This window comes from Monashia sp. HAY1-11D (assembly GCF_056868035.1).
This window is the reverse complement of the sequence record NZ_CP200320.1, coordinates 760,062-781,186: the sequence shown is the minus strand read 5'-3', so window position 1 is coordinate 781,186 and position 21,125 is coordinate 760,062. Positions and strand designations below refer to the sequence as shown.

General features: G+C 71.3%; 19 protein-coding genes and 1 pseudogene. 14 read left to right on the top strand and 6 right to left on the bottom strand.

The genetic code is table 11. From position 1 onward, the window contains the following. Window position 1 precedes the first annotated feature (1 nt). Together AC1VM9_RS03545 and AC1VM9_RS03540 are read left to right on the top strand one after the other, a co-directional pair. Window positions 2–1,045, top strand: coding sequence for an amidohydrolase family protein (locus tag AC1VM9_RS03545; protein ID WP_481343766.1), 1,044 nt, complete (start codon window positions 2–4; stop codon window positions 1,043–1,045). Window positions 1,046–1,219: 174 nt separating this feature from the next. After that, a complete protein-coding gene (locus AC1VM9_RS03540; protein WP_483121200.1) occupies window positions 1,220–1,648 on the top strand; it encodes a hypothetical protein in 429 nt (142 codons plus the stop codon). A gap of 61 nt (window positions 1,649–1,709) precedes the next feature. Here AC1VM9_RS03540 and AC1VM9_RS03535 read toward each other — a convergent pair whose 3' ends face one another. Further along, entirely contained in the window at window positions 1,710–2,198 is a 489-nt protein-coding gene (locus tag AC1VM9_RS03535) for a redoxin domain-containing protein (RefSeq protein WP_483121199.1), read from the bottom strand. A 352-nt stretch (window positions 2,199–2,550) separates the two neighbouring features. Between AC1VM9_RS03535 and AC1VM9_RS03530 the strand changes: the two genes are divergently transcribed. After that, a complete protein-coding gene (locus tag AC1VM9_RS03530) occupies window positions 2,551–2,859 on the top strand; it encodes a GNAT family N-acetyltransferase (RefSeq protein ID WP_481346940.1) in 309 nt (102 codons plus the stop codon). A 47-nt stretch (window positions 2,860–2,906) separates the two neighbouring features. Further along, the gene (locus tag AC1VM9_RS03525) at window positions 2,907–3,851 is read left to right on the top strand and encodes a ketopantoate reductase family protein (RefSeq protein ID WP_483121196.1); all 945 of its coding nucleotides are present in this window, start codon (window positions 2,907–2,909) and stop codon (window positions 3,849–3,851) included. Here the strand turns inward: AC1VM9_RS03525 and ctaD are convergent. Continuing rightward, window positions 3,801–5,543, bottom strand: a complete 1,743-nt coding sequence (ctaD, locus tag AC1VM9_RS03520) for an aa3-type cytochrome oxidase subunit I (protein ID WP_483121195.1) — start codon at window positions 5,541–5,543, stop codon at window positions 3,801–3,803. The two genes, AC1VM9_RS03525 and ctaD, sit on opposite strands and share 51 nt — an antisense overlap. 301 nt (window positions 5,544–5,844) lie before the next feature. On the opposite strand from ctaD, the gene AC1VM9_RS03515 reads away from it, so the two are divergent. Then, entirely contained in the window at window positions 5,845–6,762 is a 918-nt protein-coding gene (locus AC1VM9_RS03515; protein WP_483121193.1) for an NADP-dependent oxidoreductase, read from the top strand. Between the two features lie 171 nt (window positions 6,763–6,933). Further along, on the top strand, window positions 6,934–8,154 hold the full coding sequence (locus AC1VM9_RS03510) for an MFS transporter (RefSeq protein WP_481342467.1): 1,221 nt from the start codon (window positions 6,934–6,936) through the stop codon (window positions 8,152–8,154). 153 nt (window positions 8,155–8,307) lie between these two features. Here AC1VM9_RS03510 and AC1VM9_RS03505 read toward each other — a convergent pair whose 3' ends face one another. Together AC1VM9_RS03505 and AC1VM9_RS03500 are read right to left on the bottom strand one after the other, a co-directional pair. Next, window positions 8,308–8,997, bottom strand: a complete 690-nt coding sequence (locus tag AC1VM9_RS03505) for an SRPBCC family protein (RefSeq protein ID WP_481342468.1) — start codon at window positions 8,995–8,997, stop codon at window positions 8,308–8,310. 161 nt (window positions 8,998–9,158) lie between these two features. Continuing rightward, entirely contained in the window at window positions 9,159–10,550 is a 1,392-nt protein-coding gene (locus AC1VM9_RS03500) for an FAD-binding protein (RefSeq protein WP_483121191.1), read from the bottom strand. 144 nt (window positions 10,551–10,694) lie between these two features. Here AC1VM9_RS03500 and AC1VM9_RS03495 point away from each other — a divergent pair, with 144 nt between their 5' ends. The 4 genes and pseudogenes from AC1VM9_RS03495 to AC1VM9_RS03480 all read left to right on the top strand — a co-directional run. After that, window positions 10,695–12,674: an AAA family ATPase gene (locus tag AC1VM9_RS03495; RefSeq protein ID WP_483121189.1), complete on the top strand. Its 1,980-nt coding sequence runs from the start codon at window positions 10,695–10,697 to the stop codon at window positions 12,672–12,674. Beyond that, window positions 12,671–13,558, top strand: a complete 888-nt coding sequence (locus AC1VM9_RS03490; protein WP_483123963.1) for a helix-turn-helix transcriptional regulator — start codon at window positions 12,671–12,673, stop codon at window positions 13,556–13,558. Before AC1VM9_RS03495 ends, AC1VM9_RS03490 begins: the two co-directional genes overlap by 4 nt. A 212-nt stretch (window positions 13,559–13,770) precedes the next feature. Then, entirely contained in the window at window positions 13,771–14,481 is a 711-nt protein-coding gene (locus AC1VM9_RS03485) for a sigma-70 family RNA polymerase sigma factor (protein ID WP_481342471.1), read from the top strand. Window positions 14,482–14,576: 95 nt separating this feature from the next. After that, window positions 14,577–15,032, top strand: a pseudogene (locus AC1VM9_RS03480) (ATP-binding protein); the annotation flags it as partial. 534 nt (window positions 15,033–15,566) lie between these two features. Here the strand turns inward: AC1VM9_RS03480 and AC1VM9_RS03475 are convergent. Beyond that, window positions 15,567–15,929 (bottom strand): hypothetical protein, encoded by a 363-nt coding sequence (locus AC1VM9_RS03475; RefSeq protein WP_483121187.1) that lies wholly within the window; start codon window positions 15,927–15,929, stop codon window positions 15,567–15,569. 26 nt (window positions 15,930–15,955) lie between these two features. On the opposite strand from AC1VM9_RS03475, the gene AC1VM9_RS03470 reads away from it, so the two are divergent. Both AC1VM9_RS03470 and AC1VM9_RS03465 read left to right on the top strand, forming a co-directional pair. Next, window positions 15,956–17,425, top strand: coding sequence for a helix-turn-helix transcriptional regulator (locus AC1VM9_RS03470; RefSeq protein ID WP_483121185.1), 1,470 nt, complete (start codon window positions 15,956–15,958; stop codon window positions 17,423–17,425). 154 nt (window positions 17,426–17,579) lie between these two features. Further along, complete coding sequence (locus AC1VM9_RS03465) at window positions 17,580–17,753, top strand: hypothetical protein (RefSeq protein WP_481342473.1); 174 nt, start codon at window positions 17,580–17,582, stop codon at window positions 17,751–17,753. A 114-nt stretch (window positions 17,754–17,867) separates the two neighbouring features. Here AC1VM9_RS03465 and AC1VM9_RS03460 read toward each other — a convergent pair whose 3' ends face one another. Further along, the gene (locus tag AC1VM9_RS03460) at window positions 17,868–18,647 is read right to left on the bottom strand and encodes an SDR family oxidoreductase (RefSeq protein WP_483121183.1); all 780 of its coding nucleotides are present in this window, start codon (window positions 18,645–18,647) and stop codon (window positions 17,868–17,870) included. Window positions 18,648–19,069: 422 nt separating this feature from the next. Here AC1VM9_RS03460 and AC1VM9_RS03455 point away from each other — a divergent pair, with 422 nt between their 5' ends. Both AC1VM9_RS03455 and AC1VM9_RS03450 read left to right on the top strand, forming a co-directional pair. Further along, complete coding sequence (locus tag AC1VM9_RS03455) at window positions 19,070–19,819, top strand: SDR family oxidoreductase (RefSeq protein ID WP_481346760.1); 750 nt, start codon at window positions 19,070–19,072, stop codon at window positions 19,817–19,819. A gap of 133 nt (window positions 19,820–19,952) precedes the next feature. Further along, the gene (locus tag AC1VM9_RS03450; RefSeq protein WP_483121181.1) at window positions 19,953–21,122 is read left to right on the top strand and encodes a low temperature requirement protein A; all 1,170 of its coding nucleotides are present in this window, start codon (window positions 19,953–19,955) and stop codon (window positions 21,120–21,122) included. Window positions 21,123–21,125 lie beyond the last annotated feature (3 nt).

Here is a 21,125-nt window from a genome sequence, read left to right as displayed (position 1 = left end):
GGTGAGCACGATCGACGTGCACAGCCACTACGTCCCACGCGGCTGGCCGGACCTGTCCGAGGTCGTCTCACCACGTCGGGACTGGCCTTGGCTGCGCATCGACTCCGAGCGGCAGGCCTGCATCATGCTCGGGGACAAGGAGTTTCGCCCGGTCGGCGAGGACTGCTGGAACGCCGAGGTACGACTGAAAGCCATGGACGCCGACGGCGTCGCGGCCCAAGTGGTCTCGCCCACGCCGGTGTTCTTCTCCTACGACGCCCCAAGCGATGAGGCCACCAAGATCGCCCGCATCTTCAACGACCTCGCCCTCGAGGTCTGTGCCCCGGCCCCACAGCGGCTCCTGCCGTTCGCGCAGGTCCCGTTGCAGGACCCGGACGCCGCATGCGAGGAGGTGGACCGATGCCTCGCGAACGGACACCGGGGGGTCGAGATCGGCAACCACGTCGGCGGCCGGGACCTGGACGACGAAGGAGTCGTGACCTTCCTGCAGCACTGCGCCGACCGAGGAGTCCCCGTCTTCGTCCACCCGTGGGACATGCCGACCTCGCCGCGGCTCGAGCGATGGATGGCTCGATGGATCACCGGCATGCCGGCGGAGACCCACCTGTCGATCATCGCCATGATCCTGGGAGGCGTGTTCGACCGGGTCCCCTCGTCGCTGCGGATCTGCTTTGCCCACGGTGGCGGCTCGTTCGCCTTCTGGCTCGGTCGCCTCGAGAACGCCTGGCGCCGGCGACCCGACCTCATCGCCACGTCACAGCTGCCGCCTTCGCACTACGTCGGGCGCTTCAGCGTCGACTCGGTCGTGTTCGACCCGGCCGCGCTGCGGATGCTGGTCGACACCTTGGGCCCGGGAAGTGTCATGGTCGGCAGCGACTACCCGTACCCGCTGGGGGAGCGTCCCGCCGGCCACGTGGTCCATCACGCCGACTTCCTCGATGAGAGCACCCGGGCCGCCCTGCTCCGCGGCAACGCGGAGCGGTTCCTGGGCCTGGACCCCGGCCAACCAGCCGGTGCCGGCGGGTACGTCAGCCAACGCGCGTGAGCTCGAGATCACGGCGCGGGACGCGGTGGCACCTGGCCGGTGTGGCCCGTGAAGCCGGGGTGACCGGGCCTCACAAGCACCACGTGACCGAATCCACGCACGACGAGACGTGAGACATGTGCCGGAACCTGCACTGCCCATGGGTAGCAGACCCCTGGGCGTGAGGAGCCTCGCTTGGAACCCAAGACCATCGACCGACTCAGCTGGGCCTTGGTCAACGTGCGGCCGAAGCTGAGCAGCGTCACGTCGCCGGACCGGCTTCACGCGTGGGCCGACGCAGCCGTCGAGCTGGTGGCCGCGGGAGCGGTACTGGACGGACCTCGCCCGTGCCCGGAAGGAGGCACCGCCAGTGACCCTGCGGCGCCCAGCTCGGCCGAAGCCTTCGGCCTCCGCTACTGGGAAGAGGCTCTCTCGAAAGCGCTGGCGCGGCTCCAGGCGCATGGCAACCTGCGACCCGAGGCGGACGTCACCGCACTCGGTTCGGCGTTCGCCGCAATGCTGTACGGAGGGCTGCTGCTGAGCCTGACGACGGGCACCGCCGTGCCCCTTCAGGCAGCCCTGGACATGGCTCTTGGACAGATCGGTGCGTTCGGTGCTGGGTGACGACCCGCGGCGGCTCACACCCCCCACGGGCTCGGCGAGGATTCGTGCTGCGGAGTCGCCGCTAGTGGGCGTCGGCCGCTGCCGTCATGGAACGGTGGCGGGAGACGAACGCCTGCACGTCGACCGGACCAAGACGCCCTATCGCTCCGGAGGAGTACACGGCGAGCATGACGGTGCCGTCGGGGCCAAGGACGAACCCCGTGGACTGGAAGAACGTGCCGGCTGGGTCGGTGTAGCACTCGAGTGCCGGCGCGACGTCGCGAACGGACACGTCGCACCCCACGGGGAAGGGAATGCCCAGCTCGGTGACGGTCTGCCGAGCCACAGCCTCCGGGTCGGCGGACAGGGCAACGGTGGTGATGCCCTCGTCGATGAGTGACTGGTGCCGGCCGACGAAGGAGCGCAGCTGTCCCGCGCAGTAGCGACACCACGAGCCGCGGTAGACGAGGACGACGGCGTAGCTGCCCTCGGTGGCTGATGGAAGCCGAATCTCCCCACCGGCGGCGGTGCGCATGGACAGTCGGGGAAAGCGTGAACCGTTGAGCAGCATGTGTGACCTCTCGTTCTGTGCGTGGCGCCGTCGTGGCCCGCGCCCGCGCTCGACGGCGTCGACCGGGCCCTGATCGGCGCATACTGATGTGACCTTGGTGCCACGTGCACGCGAAGCCTTAGGTCATGTGCCCGTCCGCGGGCCGGCACTTGGGTCCGCGCGAGAGATCGGGACCGCCGCACACACGAACCAGTCGCACGACGGCCGCGACGCGACCATGCCGGCTCAGGGCACCAGACGGTGCCCAGACGAGGCCGAAGCACGGGCACTCTCGTGGGCTACGAGTCCCGGTGGCGGCGCGTCGTCGCGACCACTGGGACGACGAAACAGACCACTGATCAAGGAGCTGCAGATGGATGTGACCGTTGTCGACAACGCGTCGATGCATCGGTACGAGGCACGCATCGGGGACGAGGTGGCCGGCTACACCGTGTACCAGAACGCCGCCTCCATCGTCATCATCGAGCACACGGAGGTCGACCCCTCCTACGAAGGTCGGGGGATCGGCAGCATCCTGGTCCAGCAGGCCTTGGATGACATCCGAGCCAAGGGTGAGCGGAAGGTGCTGGCCGTGTGCCCGTTCGTGCGCAGCTGGCTGGGCAAGCACCATGACTACCGGGACCTGGTCTACGGGGCCACTCCCAGCCGCGTCACCGACTGAGCGGACGCTGCGACCACGGCTGGAATTCGTACGGAAGGAGCGACTCGATGAAGGTGGCAGTGATCGGCGCCGGCGGCGTCGGGGGGTACTTCGGCGCGAAGCTGCAGCTGGCTGGCAACGACGTGCAGTTCGTCGCGCGCGGTGCTCATCTTCGCGCGCTGCGCACGGCTGGACTGACGTTGGTGACGCAGGGGTCGACCCGGCATGTTCCGGCCGTGGCCGCTACCGACGACCTGCGCGAGCTGACCGACCCCGAACTGGTCCTGGTGACCGTGAAGTCCTGGGACACCGAGGCGGTGGCAGCCCAGCTCGCCCCAGTGATCTCGCCTGACACCGTGGTGCTCTCGCTGCAGAACGGCGTCCTCGCCCGGAGCGTGCTGTCCCAGCACGTTCCCGAACGACAGCTCATGGGAGGCGCCGCCTACATCTCGGCCTTCATCACCGAGCCTGGAACGATCACCCATCACGGCGCGCTTCAGCGCATCGTGTTCGGCGAGTTCGACGGCACCGACAGCGAGCGGCTGCGCCTCATCCGGTCCACCCTAGCCGGCGCGGGTGTCGACACGGTCGCCTCGAGTGCCATCACCGAGCTGCTCTGGGAGAAGCTCACCTTCCTCGTCGGCCTGTCGGCCACGACCGCGGTCACGAGGGCCCCCATCGGGGTGGTGCGCAGCCACACCGAGTCGCGGGCGCTCCTGCTGGAGCTCATGACCGAGACAACGACCCTGGGTCAGCGCCTCGGGGTGGACCTGCCCAGCTCGCTGCCTGCGGAACGGCTCGAGTTCTGTGACGGTCTCCCGTTCGACATGACCTCGTCGATGGCCAACGACCTGATGGGCGGTCGACGGCTGGAGCTCGACTGGCTCAGTGGGTACGTGAGCCGGCAGTCCGCGCAGGTGTACCTCGACGCGCCGGCCAACCGGGTGATGACAGCTGTGCTGTCACCGTTCAAGGACGGGTCGAGCGCGCCGGGCGTCGGTGACCAGGCGTGAACCCTCGTTGAGCTCGGAGACGAGGGCCCCGCTGGCCGGCTGTTCCGGGTGGTGCAGGTCGAAGGCCGGCCGTTCGGACCGGATGCGGGGCAGTGACGTGAAGTTGTGCCGGGGCGGTGGGCACGAGGTGGCCCACTCGAGGGAGGCGCCGTAGCCCCACGGGTCGTCGGACTCGACGAGCGGCGCCTTCTTCCACGTCCTCCAGACGTTGTACAGGAAGGGGATCATCGAGGCGCCGAGCAGGAAGGACCCGAGGCTCGAGACGATGTTCGCGGCCTGGAAGCCCTCTTCGGGCAGGTAGTCGGCGTAGCGGCGGGCCATGCCCTCGATGCCGAGCCAGTGCTGGATGAGGAAGGTCGTGTGGAAGCCGATGAACAGCGTCCAGAAGTGCAGCTTGCCGAGGCGCTCGTCGAGCATGCGGCCGGTCAGCTTCGGCCACCAGAAGTAGAAGCCCGCGAACATCGCGAACACCACGGTGCCGAAGACGACGTAGTGGATGTGCGCGACGACGAAGTAGCTGTCGGTGATGTGGAAGTCCAGCGCGGGACTGGACATGACGACGCCGGTCAGGCCGCCGAAGAGGAAGGTGACGAGGAAGCCCATCGCCCACAGCATCGGCGTGGCCATGACGACCTTGCCGCCCCACATCGTGCCGATCCAGTTGAAGAACTTCACGCCGGTCGGGACGGCGATGAGCATCGTCATGACCGAGAAGAACGGCAGGAGCACCTGGCCCGTGGCGTACATGTGGTGGGCCCAGACGCTCGTCGACAGGGCGGCGATGGCGATGGTCGCGAAGACGAGGGTCTTGTAGCCGAAGATCGGTTTGCGGGAGAAGACCGGCAGGACCTCGCTGATGATGCCGAAGAACGGCAGCGCGATGATGTAGACCTCGGGGTGGCCGAAGAACCAGAAGAGGTGCTCCCACAGCATCGCGCCACCGTTCGCGGGGTCGAAGATGTGCATCCCGAAGCGCCGGTCACCTCCCAGGGCGAACAGCGCGGCTGCGAGCATCGGGAAGACCAGGATGGCCAGCAGCGAGGTGACCAGCAACGTCCACGTGAAGATCGGCATCCGGAACATCGTCATGCCGGGAGCCCGCAGGCACACGATCGTCGTGATGACGTTGACCGCGCCGAGGATGGTGCCGACACCACCGAGCGCGAGGCCGAAGACCCACAGGTCACCACCGAGCCCCGGGGTGTAGGCGGCATCCGACAGTGGCGCGTAGCTGGTCCAGCCCGCGGCTGCTGGACCACCCGGAGTGAGAAACCCTGCCAGGACGATGACGGCACCGAACAGGTACAGCCAGTACGCGAGCATGTTCAGCCGCGGGAACGCGACATCGGGCGCGCCGATCTGCAGCGGCATCAGGGCGTTGGCGAACCCGGCGAACAGCGGCGTCGCAAAGAGCAACAGCATCACGGTGCCGTGCATCGTGAACAGCTGGTTGAACTCCTGTGGGTTGTCGACGACCTGCAGGCCGGGCGCGAACAGCTCGGCGCGAATCATCAAGGCCAGCACCCCGCCGAACAGGAAGAACACGAACGAGGTGATCAGGTAGAGGTCGCCGATGACCTTGTGGTCGGTGGTGGTCAGCCACCGGACCACGCCAGTGCGCGCGGCCAGTCGCTCAGAGCGCAACGTCGGTGCGGGTACCTGTTGAGGCTTCTGGGTCGTGGTGGAGCTCATCGTGGTCTCTCTGTGGTGCTGCCGGGTCGCCTGTTGACGGGCTCTTGGTTGCGCCCCGCGCTCGCGTCTTAGGGGCGGATGCATGTTGTGCCCATGAGCGCGTTGCCCCGGTCAGTCCGGACGAGAGGACCTGCCGGGTCATAAGATCGAAGGACGTCTCGACACCTGGTTTGACGAGCGCACGTCAGGGCTTGCCCCCGCAGTCGCACCGACCCGGCCCACCTGTCGGCAGGGTCGTGCTTCGAGCGGTCGCTGGTCGTCTTCGCGTGCAGCGCGGCAACCGGACAGAAAGAGGAGACCGATGAAAGCCATCGTGGTGACGGACCAGAGCGCGGGAACGGCCGGGGCGAGGCTCACCGACCACCCCGACCCCTCCCCGGCGATCAACGACGTCGTCGTCGAGGTGCACGCCTCGGGGTACGTCCCGACCGAAGTGGACTGGCCTTCCACGTGGACCACGAGAGCGAGCAAGGACCGTTCGCCCTCGGTCCTCGGTCATGAGGTGGCCGGTGTCGTCACCGCGCTCGGGTACGGCACGACGGGCGTGTCGCTCGGCCAGCGCGTCTTGGGGATCTCCGACTGGCACCGCGACGGAACCCTGGCGGAGTACGTCGCGATCGAGTCGCGCAACCTCGCGCCGCTTCCCGGCGATGTCGACTTCACTGTGGGCGCGAGCCTGCCCATCTCCGGGCTGACGGCCTGGCAGGGCCTCTTCGTTCACGGCCGGTTCGAGGCTGGCCAGAGCGTCCTCGCGCACGGTGCGGCGGGCGCCGTCGGGACCATGGTCAGCCAGCTTGCCCGTGAAGCCGGGGCGTACGTCATCGGCACCGGGCGCGGAGGCGACCGCGCCAAGGCCCTCGACTACGGCGCGCACGAGTTCGTCGACCTCGAGAACGACTCGCTGGAGGACGTCGGGGGTGTCGACCTCGTCTTCGACGTCATCGGTGGCGACATCCAGAAGCGGTCCGCCGCGCTCGTCCGTGCCGGTGGGACGCTGGTGTCCGTCACCGGACCCGTGGAGGCTCGTCCCGCCGAGGGGCTGGCCGTCGACTTCGTCGTCGAGGCAGACCGCGCACAGCTGACGGAGATCGTCCAGCGAGTGCGGGACGGCCGCCTCCGGACGAACATCGGAGACGTCGCATCGCTCGACGACGCCGTCGCGGCCCTCAACCCGACTCGGCGACGCCAGGGCAAGACCGTCATCCGTGTCAGGCCTTGACGTAACTGGACTCAATCGTCCACTTCGGTGATGCTGGGCCCCCTCCGACCCCAGGGCAGATGAGCTCTTCGGCGCGGGGTGAGACGCCTCCAGGCCTGCGACAGCGACACGTCGTCGTTGAACCAGGCTGCTGTACAGACCCGATCTTCGGGACCCACAGGAAGGCTTGACGTGACGCACACCGTCGCTGAGTCCCTGACGCCCGCGCCACGGGCCGCCTCGCTCCGGCTCGGATTCGTCTCAGGCGTGCTGGCGCTCATGTCGGCGTTCGCCGCCGCGGGCTCCACCATCCCGCTGTTCAACATCTACCGGGCCGAGGACGGCTTCACGAACGCCGGCATCTCATTGACCGTTGTCGCCTACTCGGCCGCGACCCTGGGTGCGCTGCTGGTTCTGGGACGCCTGTCGGGCTACGTCGGCCGTCGCCCCGTGGCCATCGCCAGTCTCGGGCTCATCGTCCTTGGCTGCGTGCTGCTGCTGAGCGTCCACGACATCGGAATGCTGGTCGCGGGTCGGCTTCTGATGGGGCTCGGCGGCGGCCTCGCCAGTAGCAGCCTGCCGCCGTACATCGTCGACACGGCGCCGGCCAAGCCGCAGTGGCTGGCCTCCGTCGCCTCCAGCCAGACCATCATGCTCGGGCTGGCGCTCGGCGCGGTCGCCTCTGGTGCCCTGGTGCAGTTCGGCCCGTGGCCACGCGACCTCATCTACGTGGTGGTCATCGTCTTGCTGCTGGTCTCCGCTGCCCTCATCGCCGTCAGCCCCGAGACAGTCACTCGCTGCCCGGGCGCCTGGGCGTCGCTGCGGCCCAGTGTCCGGGTGCCGGCGCGGGTGCGGAGACTCCTGCCCGTCTCAGCCGCGGTCTTTCTCGGCACGTGGGCGACCGGTGCCTTCTACCAGGCCTTCGTACCCGGCCTGGTCCAGGACCAGCTCGGCACGCACAGTCCGCTGATCCTCGGCCTCGTCTTCGCCGCCTACATGGGTCCCAGCGCCTTGGGTTCGCCGCTGGGTGGGCTGTTCGCCCCGGCGACGGCGCAACGGATCGGGATGACGGCCTTCGTCGTCGGGTGGGCCGGTCTCGTGACGTCGACGACTGTCGGAGCGCTGCCGGTGTTCATCGCGGCAACGATCGTCGCGGGTGCCGCGCAAGGCGTCGCGATCAGTTCCGCAGTCCGCGGCCTGATCTACGGCAGCTGCCCGGCTGACCGGGCGCCGATCTTCGCCGTGGTCTATCTGCTCAGCTACAGCGCGGCGACGTTCCCGAGCCTGATCTCCGGCGAGCTGTCCCACACCGTGCCGCTGCCAGAGATCGTGATGGGGTACGGCGTGTTGGCGCTCCTGACTGCACTCATCACCCTCGTGGCGGTTCGCGACCCGCACGACGAAACCGGCTAGCCCGCGTGCGCACTTCGTGAACTCTCCTACGGCCGAAGGGAACCGCGTTGCACTTCACCGGCGACGCCATGGCATGACGTGACGCCTTCTGCTGCGCAAGCCAATGTGAGGGTCTTCGCGCGGAGCCGGTGGCAGGTCCAACCCCCAGGCATCTCAACGAGCGTTGTCGAGGTTCTTCTCGGCGCGGTCGCGGATGCCCTGGAGCATGCGTCGCATCATCGGGTAGTCGGCGAGCTCCATGAGCGCCAACGTGACCGGCGCCAACGGGCGGTGCCACTCGTACAGCGTCCGAAGCCGCGCGACCACCCGTGTCCGCCCCGGCCCGAGCTCCTCCAAGCGCCAGGCGAAGGTGCGGTTCGGGGTGCGCCACAGCAGCCACGACGGCTCAACGAAGCCGTCGACCACGAAGGCAGTCCGCTCGGAGGGGTAGGGCACCATGGGCAGCCACTGACCCACGTGGAGGTCTTGGAGCTGGGGGACCACTTCACGGAGGCTGGGGCGCCCGAAGTTGTCCAGCAGGTCGGCGGCGTACCACCCGGCCCGGCGGTAGCCGACCTGCACGAGCCAGGGCCACACCTGCTCGCGCGCGGCCTCGATGGTGATCGCCCGGGTGGTGCAGTACTGGGCCCGGGGAAGCAGGTCGTCCCCCGGCATGTCCGATGCCACCTCGACCTCGGTTGCTCCCCACGTGAGGTGTCGGCGCCGGTGCGCCGGAGCGGTCAGGATGCGCGGCAGGTCCTCGAGTGCGTCCCTGAGCTGTCCGCGCAGCCCGGCACCGATGCGTGGAGGTTCCCACGAAGCCGGCCCGTCAGGGCCGCCGGAGCCGACGGCGACGACAGGCACGGCCCCGCTCCGGCTCTGCGGGGACACTGCCTTGCCTGCATGCTCCATGACGAAGCCCTCCCGGTCGAGGTGGATGCCTGGTCGGTGCTACGCACCGCGCGGCAACCTCCACCTCCCCGACCACCTGGGGAAGCCGGGTGTGACAACTGGCGACGCTGCCTTCAGACCGTGCCCGGTCCCGGCATGCGGTCAGCCGGGGCCGCAGGCAGGCGCGTCACCCGTTCCCCGGGCCTCCAGACGAGGTGGTAGTCCGTCTGCGCACCCGAGGGGCCGTCCGCCCGCTCGTGCCAGCCCGCCGACTCGCGGCGCGCCAACGCGCACTCCAGCGTCGCTCGGGCCGCGAGCGTCGCTGCCCGAAGATCGAAGGCGACCGCCGCCCCGGCGGCGGGCGCGGGCCCCGGACGCCGGCCGGGGCGCGTCGCCCGCTCCTCAACCTCGAAGACCACTGTCAGCGCAGACAGGAGCCCGTCGCGGTCCCGTCGCGGTCCGGCATGCTCGGTCATGACGGCGCGCACCCGCGAGAGCAGGGCCGGTCCGTCCTGGCTGCCGACCGACCGAGCGGCAGCGTCCACGCCGCGCTCGGCCACCTGCACGGCTGCGCGCTCGGCTGCACGCGACCGCTTCGCGCTGGTGAAGCCGGCGCTGGACACCGCGGCCGAGAGAGCAGCCAGATCGAGCCCTCCACGCTCCGACGCGGTGCCGTGGCCCTCCGGGCAGCGGGCGCCGCCCACGCCTGCTGCCAGCTCTCCTGCCACGAAGAGGCCGGCGACGTCCGTCGCGCCGTCCCGGGAGCGCACGCGCACGCCGCCGAGGGTGCGGCTGGTGGCCGGTGCGACCTCGAACGGGTCCTCGGTGATGTCCCGCGACTGGTGCCGCGAGACGGCGGCCGCAAGCGCGGGGAGCGCCGAACGGACGGTGCTGCTCGGCAGGTGCGAGAGGTCCATCCAGACGCCTCGGTCGGTCGAGCCGCGGCCGTGCCTGATCTCGTCCCAGGCCGCGCAGGCGAGGCGCTGGTGCGGTGCGTGCTCGAGGAGAACCGGCTCGTGGCGGCTCATGAACCGTTCGCCGCGGTTGTTGAGCAGCCGCGCGCCGAGGACCGTTGCGTCATCGGCCACCACGCCCACCACCGTGCCGCCTTCGTCGAGCAGGCCGAACGGGTGGAACTCGACCATCTCAGCGTCCTGCACCGCGGCCCCCGCGCCCACGGCCAGGGCCAACCCGTGGCCGTCGTGGCCCGGCTCGCGCGGCGTCGACCTGCTCCAGACCCGGGAGTGGCCGCCGGTGGCGAGGATGACGGCGTCCGAGCGGACGCGGTAGCGAGAGCCGTCCGCGAGGCTGAAGCCGTACGCGCCGAACACCGCACTGTCGTCGACGAGCAGCGCGGTGACGTGCACGCCCGGCAGCGTGGCGACGCGCAGCCGTCGCGGCTGCTGTGCCGACACCGCATCCATCCGCGTGCCGCCGGGCTCGTCGACCAGAAGCGAGGAGATGCCGCGATCGGACAGACCGACCGCCGCTCGACGTGCAGCGGCCCCGGAACCGATGACCAGCACGGATGTTCTGATCTGGTGCTCGACTGGCACACGGACTCCCGGGTCGTCACTGGGCTACCTGCTGCCCGACCGGGGGAGTGTCCCTGTTGTGACAGGACCGGTAGCCTCGGCGCGTAGACGCCAGATGCAGGAGCCGACCCACGCATGAGCGCCACCCCTCTGCCACGCATCCTCGGACGCCGCCGGGAGCGTCGAGTGCTCGACACCCTCCTGGGCCGGCTGCGCGCAGGGCACTCGAGCGTGCTCGTGCTTCGCGGCGAGGCCGGCGTGGGCAAGTCGCTCCTTCTCGAGCACCTCGTCGCGCAGTCCTCGGGGCTGGCCGTCACACGTACGCAGGGCGTCGAAGCCGACATGGAGATGACCTTCGCGGCACTGCAGCAGGTCTGTGCGCCCTTCTTCGACGAGCTGCCCCGCCTGCCTGTCCCGCAGCGCGATGCCCTGACTGTCGCCTTCGGAATGGCGCTCGGCCCGCCCCCCGACCGCTTCCTCGTCGGGCTGGCCGTGCTCTCCCTGCTGACCCGGGCATCGGAGTCGCGACCGGTCCTCGTCGTGGTCGACGACGCCCACTGGCTCGACCAGAGCTCCCTGAGGACTCTGGAGTTCGTATCTCGGCGGCTGCTCGCCGAGGCGGTCGCGGTCGTCTTCTCGGTGCGGACGCACGAGGGTCGGGACCTGCTCGTCGGGCTGCCCGAGCTGGCCGTGGAGGGCCTGCCCGAGGAGGACGCCGGCCGGCTGCTGGACGGTGCGATCGAGGGACCGTTGGACCCGGCCGTGCGCTCCCGGCTGGTCGCCGAGACGCACGGCAACCCGCTCGCGATCCTGGAGCTGTCCCGTGGCCGTACTGCGGGCGAGCTGTCCTACGGCCTGGACCTCGAGAGCCACGAGGGGCCGTATGCCGGCAGGTCGGCCCCCGACGTGGCCGCAGGACGCTGGTGGGCTCCGACGAGCGCCTCGGCCCGGCACTCGCGGTTGTCCTCGATGGTGACCGAGGACTTCCGGCAACGTGTCGAGGCGCTGCCCGACGACACGCGAACCCTCCTCCTGCTCGCAGCGGCCGAGCCGGTCGGCGACCTGAGGCTGCTGGTCCGGGCGGCCGAGCTGATGGGCGTGCCCGTGGATGCCGGCCCGGCGAAGACCGCCGGGCTGATCAAGTTCGGCAGGCCCGTGCAGTTCCGGCACCCGCTGGCCCGTTCGGCGGCCTATCTCGCCGCTGACCCCTCCGAGCGCCGGCGCGCCCACCGGGCTCTTGCCGATGCGACGGACAGCCGCGACGACCCCGACCGCCGCGCCTGGCACTCCGCCATGGCCGTCGACGGAGTGGACGAGTCGGTGGCTGCCGACCTCGAGGCTGCTGCCGAACGTGCCCGGCAGCGTGGTGGTCTGACAGCCGAGGCGGTCCTGCTGGAGCGTGCTGCCGAGCTCACGCCCGACCCATGGGTGCGTGGCCGCCGCGCCCTCTCGGCGGCCGAGGCGCACTTCTCGGCCGCCTCGGGGGAACGAGCCGGCGAGCTGGCCTCCCTGGCCGACGTCTGTCCGCTCACGCCGCTGGACCGCGCGCGCCTCACTCGCCTGCGGTCGCGAGTCCTCTTCAGCCGCAGCCGCACCGACCAGGCGGTACCGCTCATGCTCGAGGCCGCTTCGGCCTTCTCCGACGCCGGCTCCCCGCTGGCACGGGAGACCTATCTCGAGGCGATCAGTGCCTGCGTCTTCTCGGGTCGGGTCGAAGGGGATACCGGAAGCTCGGGCGGCCGCGGTGGCGGCACGCGGCTCGGGCGCACCGGCGTCCGCGTCCGAGGCCTCCGACCTGCTGCTGGACGGGGTCGTGGCGGTGCTCGTGGACGGTGTGGAGAGCGGCCTGCCCCTCCTCTACCGCTCGCTGGACCCGCTGCTGCACGAGGAGCTTCTCGAGTCGAGAGGCCGTCATGCGCTGGCTGCTGTCGGTGCCTCTCGCCCTCGAGAGCTTCATCCACCATGCCTGGGACCTGCCCGCCTGGGAGGCGCTGTCGTTCCGCGCGGTCCGGCTCGCGCGGGACATCGGCGCCCTCAGCGTCCTGCCCGCCGCGCTCATCTACGCCGCCGGCGTCCACATCCACCGCGGTGACCTCGAGCTCGCCGCCGGCATGATCGAGGAGGCCGACGGCATCACCGCCGCCACCGGCAACGCCCCGCACGCCTACGCGAGCCTGGTGCTCTCTGCCTGGCGAGGCGACGAGGCGCAGGCGACGCGAGCGGTCCAGGCGGCCCAGCAGTCGGCGGTCCAGCGCGGCGAGCGGTCGTTGATCGGTGCCGCCGGGTTCGTGCGCTCGGTGCTCGACAACGGCCTGGGCAGGCACGACGAGGCCCTGGCCGCGGCGCGGGCGGCGGCCGACCGGGACGCCTACAACTTCGTCGGCCTGTCACTGGTGGAGCTGGCCGAGGCCGCCGTCCACCTGGGCGAGACCACCGTGGCGCGCGAGGCGCTCGCCCGGCTGCAGGCTCGAGTGCGCGGCACCGTCGCCGGCTGGGCCGGTGGGGCGCTGGCACGCACCACAGCCCTCGTCGACGGCGGAGCATCTCCCGGGCCGCTCTACCAGCTGGCCATCGAGGAGTTCGCCCGCGACGGGGTCACCGTCGAGGTGGCCCGCACCCACCTGCTCCTCGGCGAGCACCTGCGGCGCCGGTCGCAACGCAAGGCGGCTCGCGAGCACCTGCGTACCGCGTTCGAGATGTTCGAGCAGATGGGCGCCCTCGCCTTCACCGAGCGCGCCCGCCGCGAGCTGCAGGCGACCGGCGAGCACATCAGCGTCAGGACGACCGGACCCGTGCAGACCCTGACGCCGCAGGAGAGCCGCATCGCCGACCTCGCCGCCGCGGGCCTCACCAACCCCCAGATCGGCGCAGAGCTGTTCCTGAGCCCGCACACCGTCGAGTGGCACCTCCGCAACGTCTACACGAAGCTCGACATCGGTTCCCGGCGCGAGCTCCACGGCAGGCTCGCCGCCCGGCGGCCGTCGCCGACGGCCCCCTAGCCAGGCGGGGCCCCGGCCGGCCCGCACCCGTGGGCCCGTAGCCACTGGGCCCGTAGCCACTGGGCCCGATTCCCGTGGCCCCGTGGTGGCGGGAGACCACGCAGTGTCCCCCGGGGTCGGCCACGGGGTTCAGGGGCGCGACGTCCCCACGCCCGGGCGGACGGTGAAGGCACGGCCGAACGGCCGTGCCGCCGCCTGAAGGAGCCGAGCCCATGCCCCCCTCGAGAACCACCCCCGTGCCGCCGGTCCCGACCCTTCCCGTCGAGCCGGACGGGGAAGAGATGGCTCTGGCGCTGCAGGTGTTCCTCGACGAGCGGCCCCGGCTGCTCACGATCGCCCGCCGCGTCACCGGCCACGCCCACACGGCGGAGGACATCGTCCAGGACGCCTGGCTCAGGTGGCAGCGCGCGGACCGGTCGTCCGTGCAGAACCCCGCCGCCTTCCTGACCACCGTCACCACCCACCTGGCGGTCAACCACGTGGTCTCCGCGCCCCGGCGGCGCGAGCGGCCCTGCGAGCTCCCCGGTCGGGAGCCCGGCACGCCCGGCGTCTCGTCCGAGAACCAGGCCCACGAGCTCGTGGAGCGCACCGAAGAGCTCGAGACCGCTCTCGACGCGTTGCTCGCCTCCCTGTCGCCGACGGAGCTGTCCGCATACGTGCTCCGGAAGGGCTTCGACTACTCCTACGAGTCGATCGCGCAGCTGCTGCGCACCAGCGCGCCGAACTGTCGCCAGCTCGTGCGCCGGGCGCAACCACGGATCGGGGCGGCCACGCAGCGCCCCGTGGACCCGGCCGTGCGCCGGCGGCTGACCTCCGGGTTCCTGCACGCGGCACGGACGGGGGAGACCTCGCCCCTGGAGGCCGTGCTACGGGACGTGGTCGGCGCCGCACCGGCTCAGCGGGCACGGGAGCGGGCTGCCTGAACGCCGTATCATGACGGCAGCATGAGCAGCTGCATCTTCGCCGGACATGCACGCGCGCCGTCGCCGGGAACCGGGCACGTGCTCAGCGTGCTGCCGTGGCCCCGTCGGTGAGCGGCCCTTACCGGCGCCAGGGGCGGCTGCTGGGGCGGACGGTGGAGTGCGCGGAGCTCGACCGTCGCCTGACGGGGCTCCGCGCCGGAGGTAGCGGCGCTCTCGTCCTGCAGGGTGAGCCGGGGATCGGCAAGACAGCCCTGCTCGAGCACCTCTCACGGCGGGCCGTCGGGTGTCGTGTGGTCCGCATCGCCGGCAACGAGGCCGAGGCGGAGCTGGCGTTCGCGTCCCTCCATCAGGCCTGCGCACCCTTCCTCGACCGGCTCGACCGGCTCGCGGAGCCGCAGCGGCTCGCCCTCGAGGGCGCGTTCGGGATGCGTGCCGGACCTCCGGCGGAGCGGTTCCTCGTCGGCCTCGCCGTGCTCGCGCTGCTGACCGATGCGGCCCGTGAAGCGCCGCTGCTGTGCCTGGTCGACGATGCCCAGTGGCTCGACCAGGTCTCGAGCCAGACGCTGGCCTTCGTGGCGCGCCGCCTGCGGCTCGAGCGGATCCTCTTCGTGTTCGCCGTGCGAGCGACCACCGGGCCGTACCCGTTCGCCGACCTCCCGCACCTGACGGTCGACCGGCTCGGCGACCACGACTCCCGCGAACTGCTCGCGACGGCCACTCCCGCAGGTCTCGACGAGCGGATCCGCGAGCGCCTCCTCGCCGAGGCGAGGGGCAACCCGCTGGCCCTGACGGAGCTGCCCAAGGTGGTCTCGCTTCCCGGGCTGCTGGAGCGCGACGAGGCGCGGTCGTTCGAGTCGACGGCCACCCAGGTCGAGCAGTCGTTCCTGCTGCGCCTGGAGGCGCTGCGCGAGGACACGCAGCGGTTCGTGACGCTGGCCGCCGTGGAGCCCGTCGGTGACCTGGCCCTCCTCGAACGCGCCGCACGGGCGCTCGGCCTGGAGGTGGACCGCGTGGCCGACGAGGCCCAGGCGACCGAGCTGGTGCACGTGCGGCCGATGGTGCGCTTCCTGCACCCGCTCGTTCGGTCAGCCGCCCTGCGCAAGGCCAGCCCGGAAGAGCGACGCGCCGCCCACCGGGCGCTCGCCGACGCGATCGACCCGCGCGAGGACCTCGACCGCCGCATCTGGCACCTCGCCTACGCCACGTCCGAGCCCGACGAGAGCGTCGCCGCCGACCTCGAGGCGGCTGCCGGGCGCGCCCACGCCCAGGGCGCCGTCGCCGCCGAGGCGGCCCTGCTCGAGCAGGCCGTCCTGCTGACGCCCGACCCGGGACGCCGCAGTCGGCGTGCACTGGCGGCCGCGAGCGCCAAGGCGCAGGCCGGCCAGTACGACACGGCCCTGGAGCTGCTCGACACGGCGCAGCTCCTGGTGCTCGACGAGGACGCGCACGCCATGGCGGAGTCGTCCGCGGCCGGGTGCTCTTCGCGTCCAGGAGCGCGAGCGCAGGCCTGCCCGTGCTCGTCGGCGCGGCCAAGGCCCTCGAGGCACGGATGCCCGACCTGGCCCGTGACACCTATCGCGACGCGCTCTACGCCGGGCTCACTGCGGGGCGGCTGGACGACGACAGCGTGCTGCAGCAGGTGGCGCAAGCGGTTCGCTCGATGCCCGAGCCGACGAGGGCATCGCGTGCCGACGCGTTGCTGCGCGGCCTCGCCACGGTCGTCGCCGACGGCTACGGCGCGGGTGTCGGCTCCCTGCGCCACGCGATCCGCGACTACACGAGGCATCCGGTGGACACGAACGAGGCCATCGCGTGGCTGCCGCTCGCCTGCCGGATGGCCCATGACAGCTTCGAGTTCGACGCATGGTCGACTCTCTCGGAGACCCTCGTCGCCGCGTGCGAACGCTCCGGGGCGCTGTCCGTCATGCCGTCCGCGCTGCTGCTACGCCTGTCCAACCGGGTGTACGCCGGCGAGCTGGGCACCGCCGCCGCGCTCGCCGAGCGTGCCGCCGACATCGGCGACGCCTACGGCGGGGCGTTCTTCGCCGGCTACAGCGCCATGGTGATGACGCCGTGGCTCGGCGACGAGGAGGCCACCCTGCGGGTGCTGCGCTCGGTCACCGGCGACCGGGGGCTCGAGGGAGAGGGCAAGGCCACGTCCGCGACCGCCTGGGCGGCCGCCGTCCTCTACAACGGTCTCGGCCGGTTCGAGGAGGCGTTCGCGGCCGGCAGGGCCGGTATCGCGCACCTTGCCGAGATGGGCCTGTCCACCTGGTCGGTCGTCGAGATGGTGGAGGCGGCCTCGAAGCTCGGCATCCGCGACGACGACGTCCGTGGGGCCGTGGACTACCTGCAGGGCCTGGCCGCCGCGGCGCAGACCGACTGGGCGCTGGGGGCCGCCACTCTCGTCACGGCCCAGGTGACAGGCGCCAGCCGGGCGGAGGCGGTGTTCCGGGAGGCCATCTCGCACGCCGAGCGCACGGGCGTGCACATGCTCACTGCGCGAGCCCACCTGCTCCTCGGCGAGTGGCTGCTCGAGCACGGCTCCCGCACCGAGGGACGGCCCCATCTGCGCAGGGCTCACGACATGCTCTCGCGTTTCGGGGCGCACGGGTACGCCGCTCGGGCTGCCCGGGGGCTCGCCTCCAGCGGCGCCCCGGTCGAGTCGCCACGCAAGGCCAGCGGTGTCCCGCTCACCGGCCAGGAGCAGCAGATCGCCGCGCTCGCCGCCGACGGCCTGACCAACCCCCAGATCGCAGCCGCCGTGCACCTCAGCGCACACACCGTCGAATGGCACCTGCGCAAGATCTTCACCAAGCTCGGCGTGCGATCGCGCCGCGAGATCGCCGGGGCGCTCGGGGCGCTCGGGAGCTCCGGCGTGCCTGGCGAGGCCGACGGCCGGCGCGGGGAGCACCTCCGGGCCGGCCGGCCCCCGGTGGACTAGCCCGGTCGGCGAGGGGCCCGAAGGGACGCTCGCGCACCTCCCGGCCGCTCGGGCCACTGGCCTCACGACCCGTCCACTGTCACAGGTGCGGCACGTGTCCGGTCGACCTCGGAGCGGGGCCTCTGGCCCCGACCGTCACGAGGAAGGAACGACCATGGACGAGCTGGAGAACCTCGAGGTGCAGGTGGACGCGGAGCTGGCGCTCGTCGAGGCAAGTGTGGACCCCGTCGGGGAGGACGAGCCGGAGGCGGCCCCCTACGCGGCCCGTCTGCACTCGCTGCACGCAGCCGTCATCTCGCTCGAGTCCGGTCAGCGACCCACTCCCTGAGCCCCGCGCACCGCAGCCCCGGAGCAAGACCCTGTGTGCCTCCCGCGGTCCCGCGCCTTCGGGCGTGTGGCCCCGCGGGAGGCGCAGCACGTTCGCCGATGCGTCACTGGTCGCTCACGCCGCCGGCCCGGACCGCGCCTCGGCTGGGCCCGCGCCGGCGAGCCAGTCCCTGAACGACGTCCGGCTCTGGCGCCATCGGGGCAGCAGCGCCTCCGAGTCCGGATCCAGGACGGCGTCGAGGTAGCGGGCGTTGCCGTCCGCCACGACGGGGCGGCGGTCGCTGCCCGCTTCGAGGACCTGGCGGGCCAGCTCGTCGAGGAAGTGGATCTCCGGACCCGCGATCTCGAAGGCGCCGTTGATCGGAGCGTCGAGTGCGAGTCGGCACAGCCGCGAGACGACGTCCGTCGCGGCCACCGGCTGGACGCGTACGGGTGGCAGGTGGACCGCGTGCGTCGTCGACGCGCGCTCGACGAGCAGGGGGAGCGTCTCGTGCAGGACCGTCGTCCGCAGGACGCTGTGCGGTGTGGTCGCCGCGAGGACGAGGCGCTCCTGGGCCGCCTTGCTGCGGAAGTACGGGCTGTCGATGCGGTGCGCGCCCAGCGCCGAGAGCATGACGTGGTGGGCCACGCCGAACCGCTGCCCGGCCCACAGGATGTTCGTCGTGCACGTCTCGAAGAAGGCAGCCGTCGGCTCGTCGTCGTACGGCGACCATGACACGTTGGTGACGTCGATGACGACGTCCGCGCCGTTCACCGCCTCGGCGAGTCCCTGCCCGGTGTACGCGTTCACCCCGGTTCGCCGGGTCGCCACGCGCACCTCGGCGCCGTGGTCACGCAGCCGCGCCACGAGCTTGGAGCCGACGAGGCCGGTGCCACCGACCACCACGGCGATCATGACGCGCCCCGGCTCGCAGTGCGGATGTCGCGGCCGCGGCAGCGGTCGCGCCTCGGCTCCGGGCCTTCGACGCCCTGGTGGTGGTGAGCGGCTCCTTCGGCCGGAAGTGCGGGTCCCATCTCTGCTCCTCGAGGTAGTTCGGGTGGCTTCCCGGGTCTCGACCGTGCGAGCGGGCCGGGCGTGACGCCCTTCCTCCGGTGGCTCACCTGTCACGCGGTGGCGACCTCCCCGGTCAGAGGCACGCACGGAGGCAGGTCGAGTCGCAGGTAAGGACGGGACGAACCGGGTTTCACCGGGGCGGCGCAGCCGCCAGTCCGGAAGCAGAGAGCGACTGGTCCCACTCGTCACCCTCCTCTGTCACATCCGCGGGCTCGCCGCGGTCACACCAACGCAGACATCAACATCCAGAGAGGTGAACCCCCATGAAGATCGTCGTCATCGGCGGAACGGGCCTGATCGGCTCGAAGGTCGTGCGGACGCTCGACGAGCACGGGCACGAGGCGGTCGCGGCCTCCCCGCAGACCGGCTGCAACACCATCACCAACGAGGGGGTCGAGGAGGCGCTCGCCGGGGCCGACGTCCTCGTCGACGTGACGAACTCCCCGTCCTTCGCCGACCAGGACGTGCTGGACTTCTTCACGACCTCGACGACCAACCTCGTGGCAGCCGCGCGTGAGGCCGGGATCGGGCACTACGTCGCCCTGTCGGTCGTCGGCTGCGACCGCCTGCCCGAGAGCGGGTACCTGCGAGCGAAGGTGGCCCAGGAGAGGCTCATCGCGGACTCCGGGATCCCGTACTGCATCGTGCGCGCCACGCAGTTCTTCGAGTTCAGCAAGGCGATCGCCGACTCCGCGACGGTCGACGGACAGGTGCACCTGCCGACGGGGGAGTACCAGCCCATGGCCTCCGACGACGTGGCTGCCGCCGTGGTCCGTCAGGTCGAGGCCGAGCCGGTCAAGGGAGTCGTCGAGACCGGTGGGCCCACGAGGTACCGGATGAGCGACTTCATCGCCATGAACCTGAAGCGGCTCGGTGATTCGCGCGTCGTCGTGGGTGACCGCCACGCGCAGTACTTCGGCACCCAGATCGACGACGAGAGCCTCGTGCCCGGGCCCGACGCCGTGCTCGGCGAGATCACCTACGAGCAGTGGGCTGCGTCGAACGCCGGCTGACTCCCTCTCGGCCCGCTCCGACGTCTCGGTCCGCCGTGACGTCGGGGCGGGCTCGTCTCGTTCGGCGACACAGTGATCCGCAAGGAGTGGAGGCAGTCAGGTGACCGTGCAAGCACGCCCGCGGCGTCGACCCATGCAGGCACGGCGCCTGGACGAGGCCCACCGCACCGCCACGCCGCTCGAGCTGCTCTTCGACCTCACGTTCGTGGCGGCGGTGTCGCAGGCCGCAGATCGGCTCGCCCATGCCACCCTCGCGGGGAACGCTGCGAGCGCCGTCGGGCCGTTCCTCATGGTCTTCTTCGCCATCTGGTGGGCGTGGATGAACCTCACGTGGTTCGCCTCGGCCTATGACACCGACGACGTCGCCTACCGCCTTGCCGTCTTCGTCCAGATGGCCGGCGTGCTCGTGCTCGCAGCCGGCGTGGGCGCAGCCTTCGACGGCGACTTCGCGGCCGTCACGGCGGGCTACCTCATCATGCGGCTCAGCCTCTTCAGCCTCTGGGTCCGTGCCGCTCGCCAGCACCCGGCGGGGCGGGGCACCTGCTCCCGGTACGCGGTGGGCATCGCCGTGGCCGAGGTGCTGTGGCTGGCGCGGCTCGCCACTCACGGCGCCGGCGGGACGATGTCGTTCGCGGCGCTGGCAGCCCTCGAGCTCCTCGTGCCCGTCTGGGCCGAGCGACGGGGACCGACGAGCTGGCACCCGCACCACATCGCCGAGCGCTACTCGCTGTTCACCCTGATCCTCCTGGGCGAGAGCATCCTCGCCGGGACGACTGCCGTCGCGGCCGTCGTCGAGCTCGCTTGGAGCTTAGGCCTCGTCGCCGTCTCGGCCGCTAGTCTCGTCCTCGTCGCGGCCCTCTGGTGGCTGCACTTCGCCGTTCCGGCAGGTGCGGGCCTCGAGGCCCGGCGCAGCTGGTCGTTCGTCTGGGGCTACGGCCACTTCTTCACGTTCGCAGCTCTCGCCGCGCTCGGTGCCGGCCTCGAGGTCGTGGTCACCAGCAGCGTGCGTTCGGGCTCGTCGGTCGCCCCCGTCGCACCGCAGCTCGCGGTGGGGTCCGTCGCCCTTCCCGCGGCGGTGTGCCTCGTGGCCGTGCAGCTCCTCCGCGTACCGGACGTCGAGGGACACTCCCGTCGCGGCCTGCGGCGCAGAATGGCTCCCGCCGCGACGGCCACCGTCGCGCTCGCTGTCGCCACAGGCTGCGCAGACCGGCTCGACCCGACCGTCGGGATCGCCGCCGTCGCCACCGTCGTCGCCGCCGTCGCGGTGGCAGACGAGATCACCCGGCTGAAGAGGAAGTACTGACAT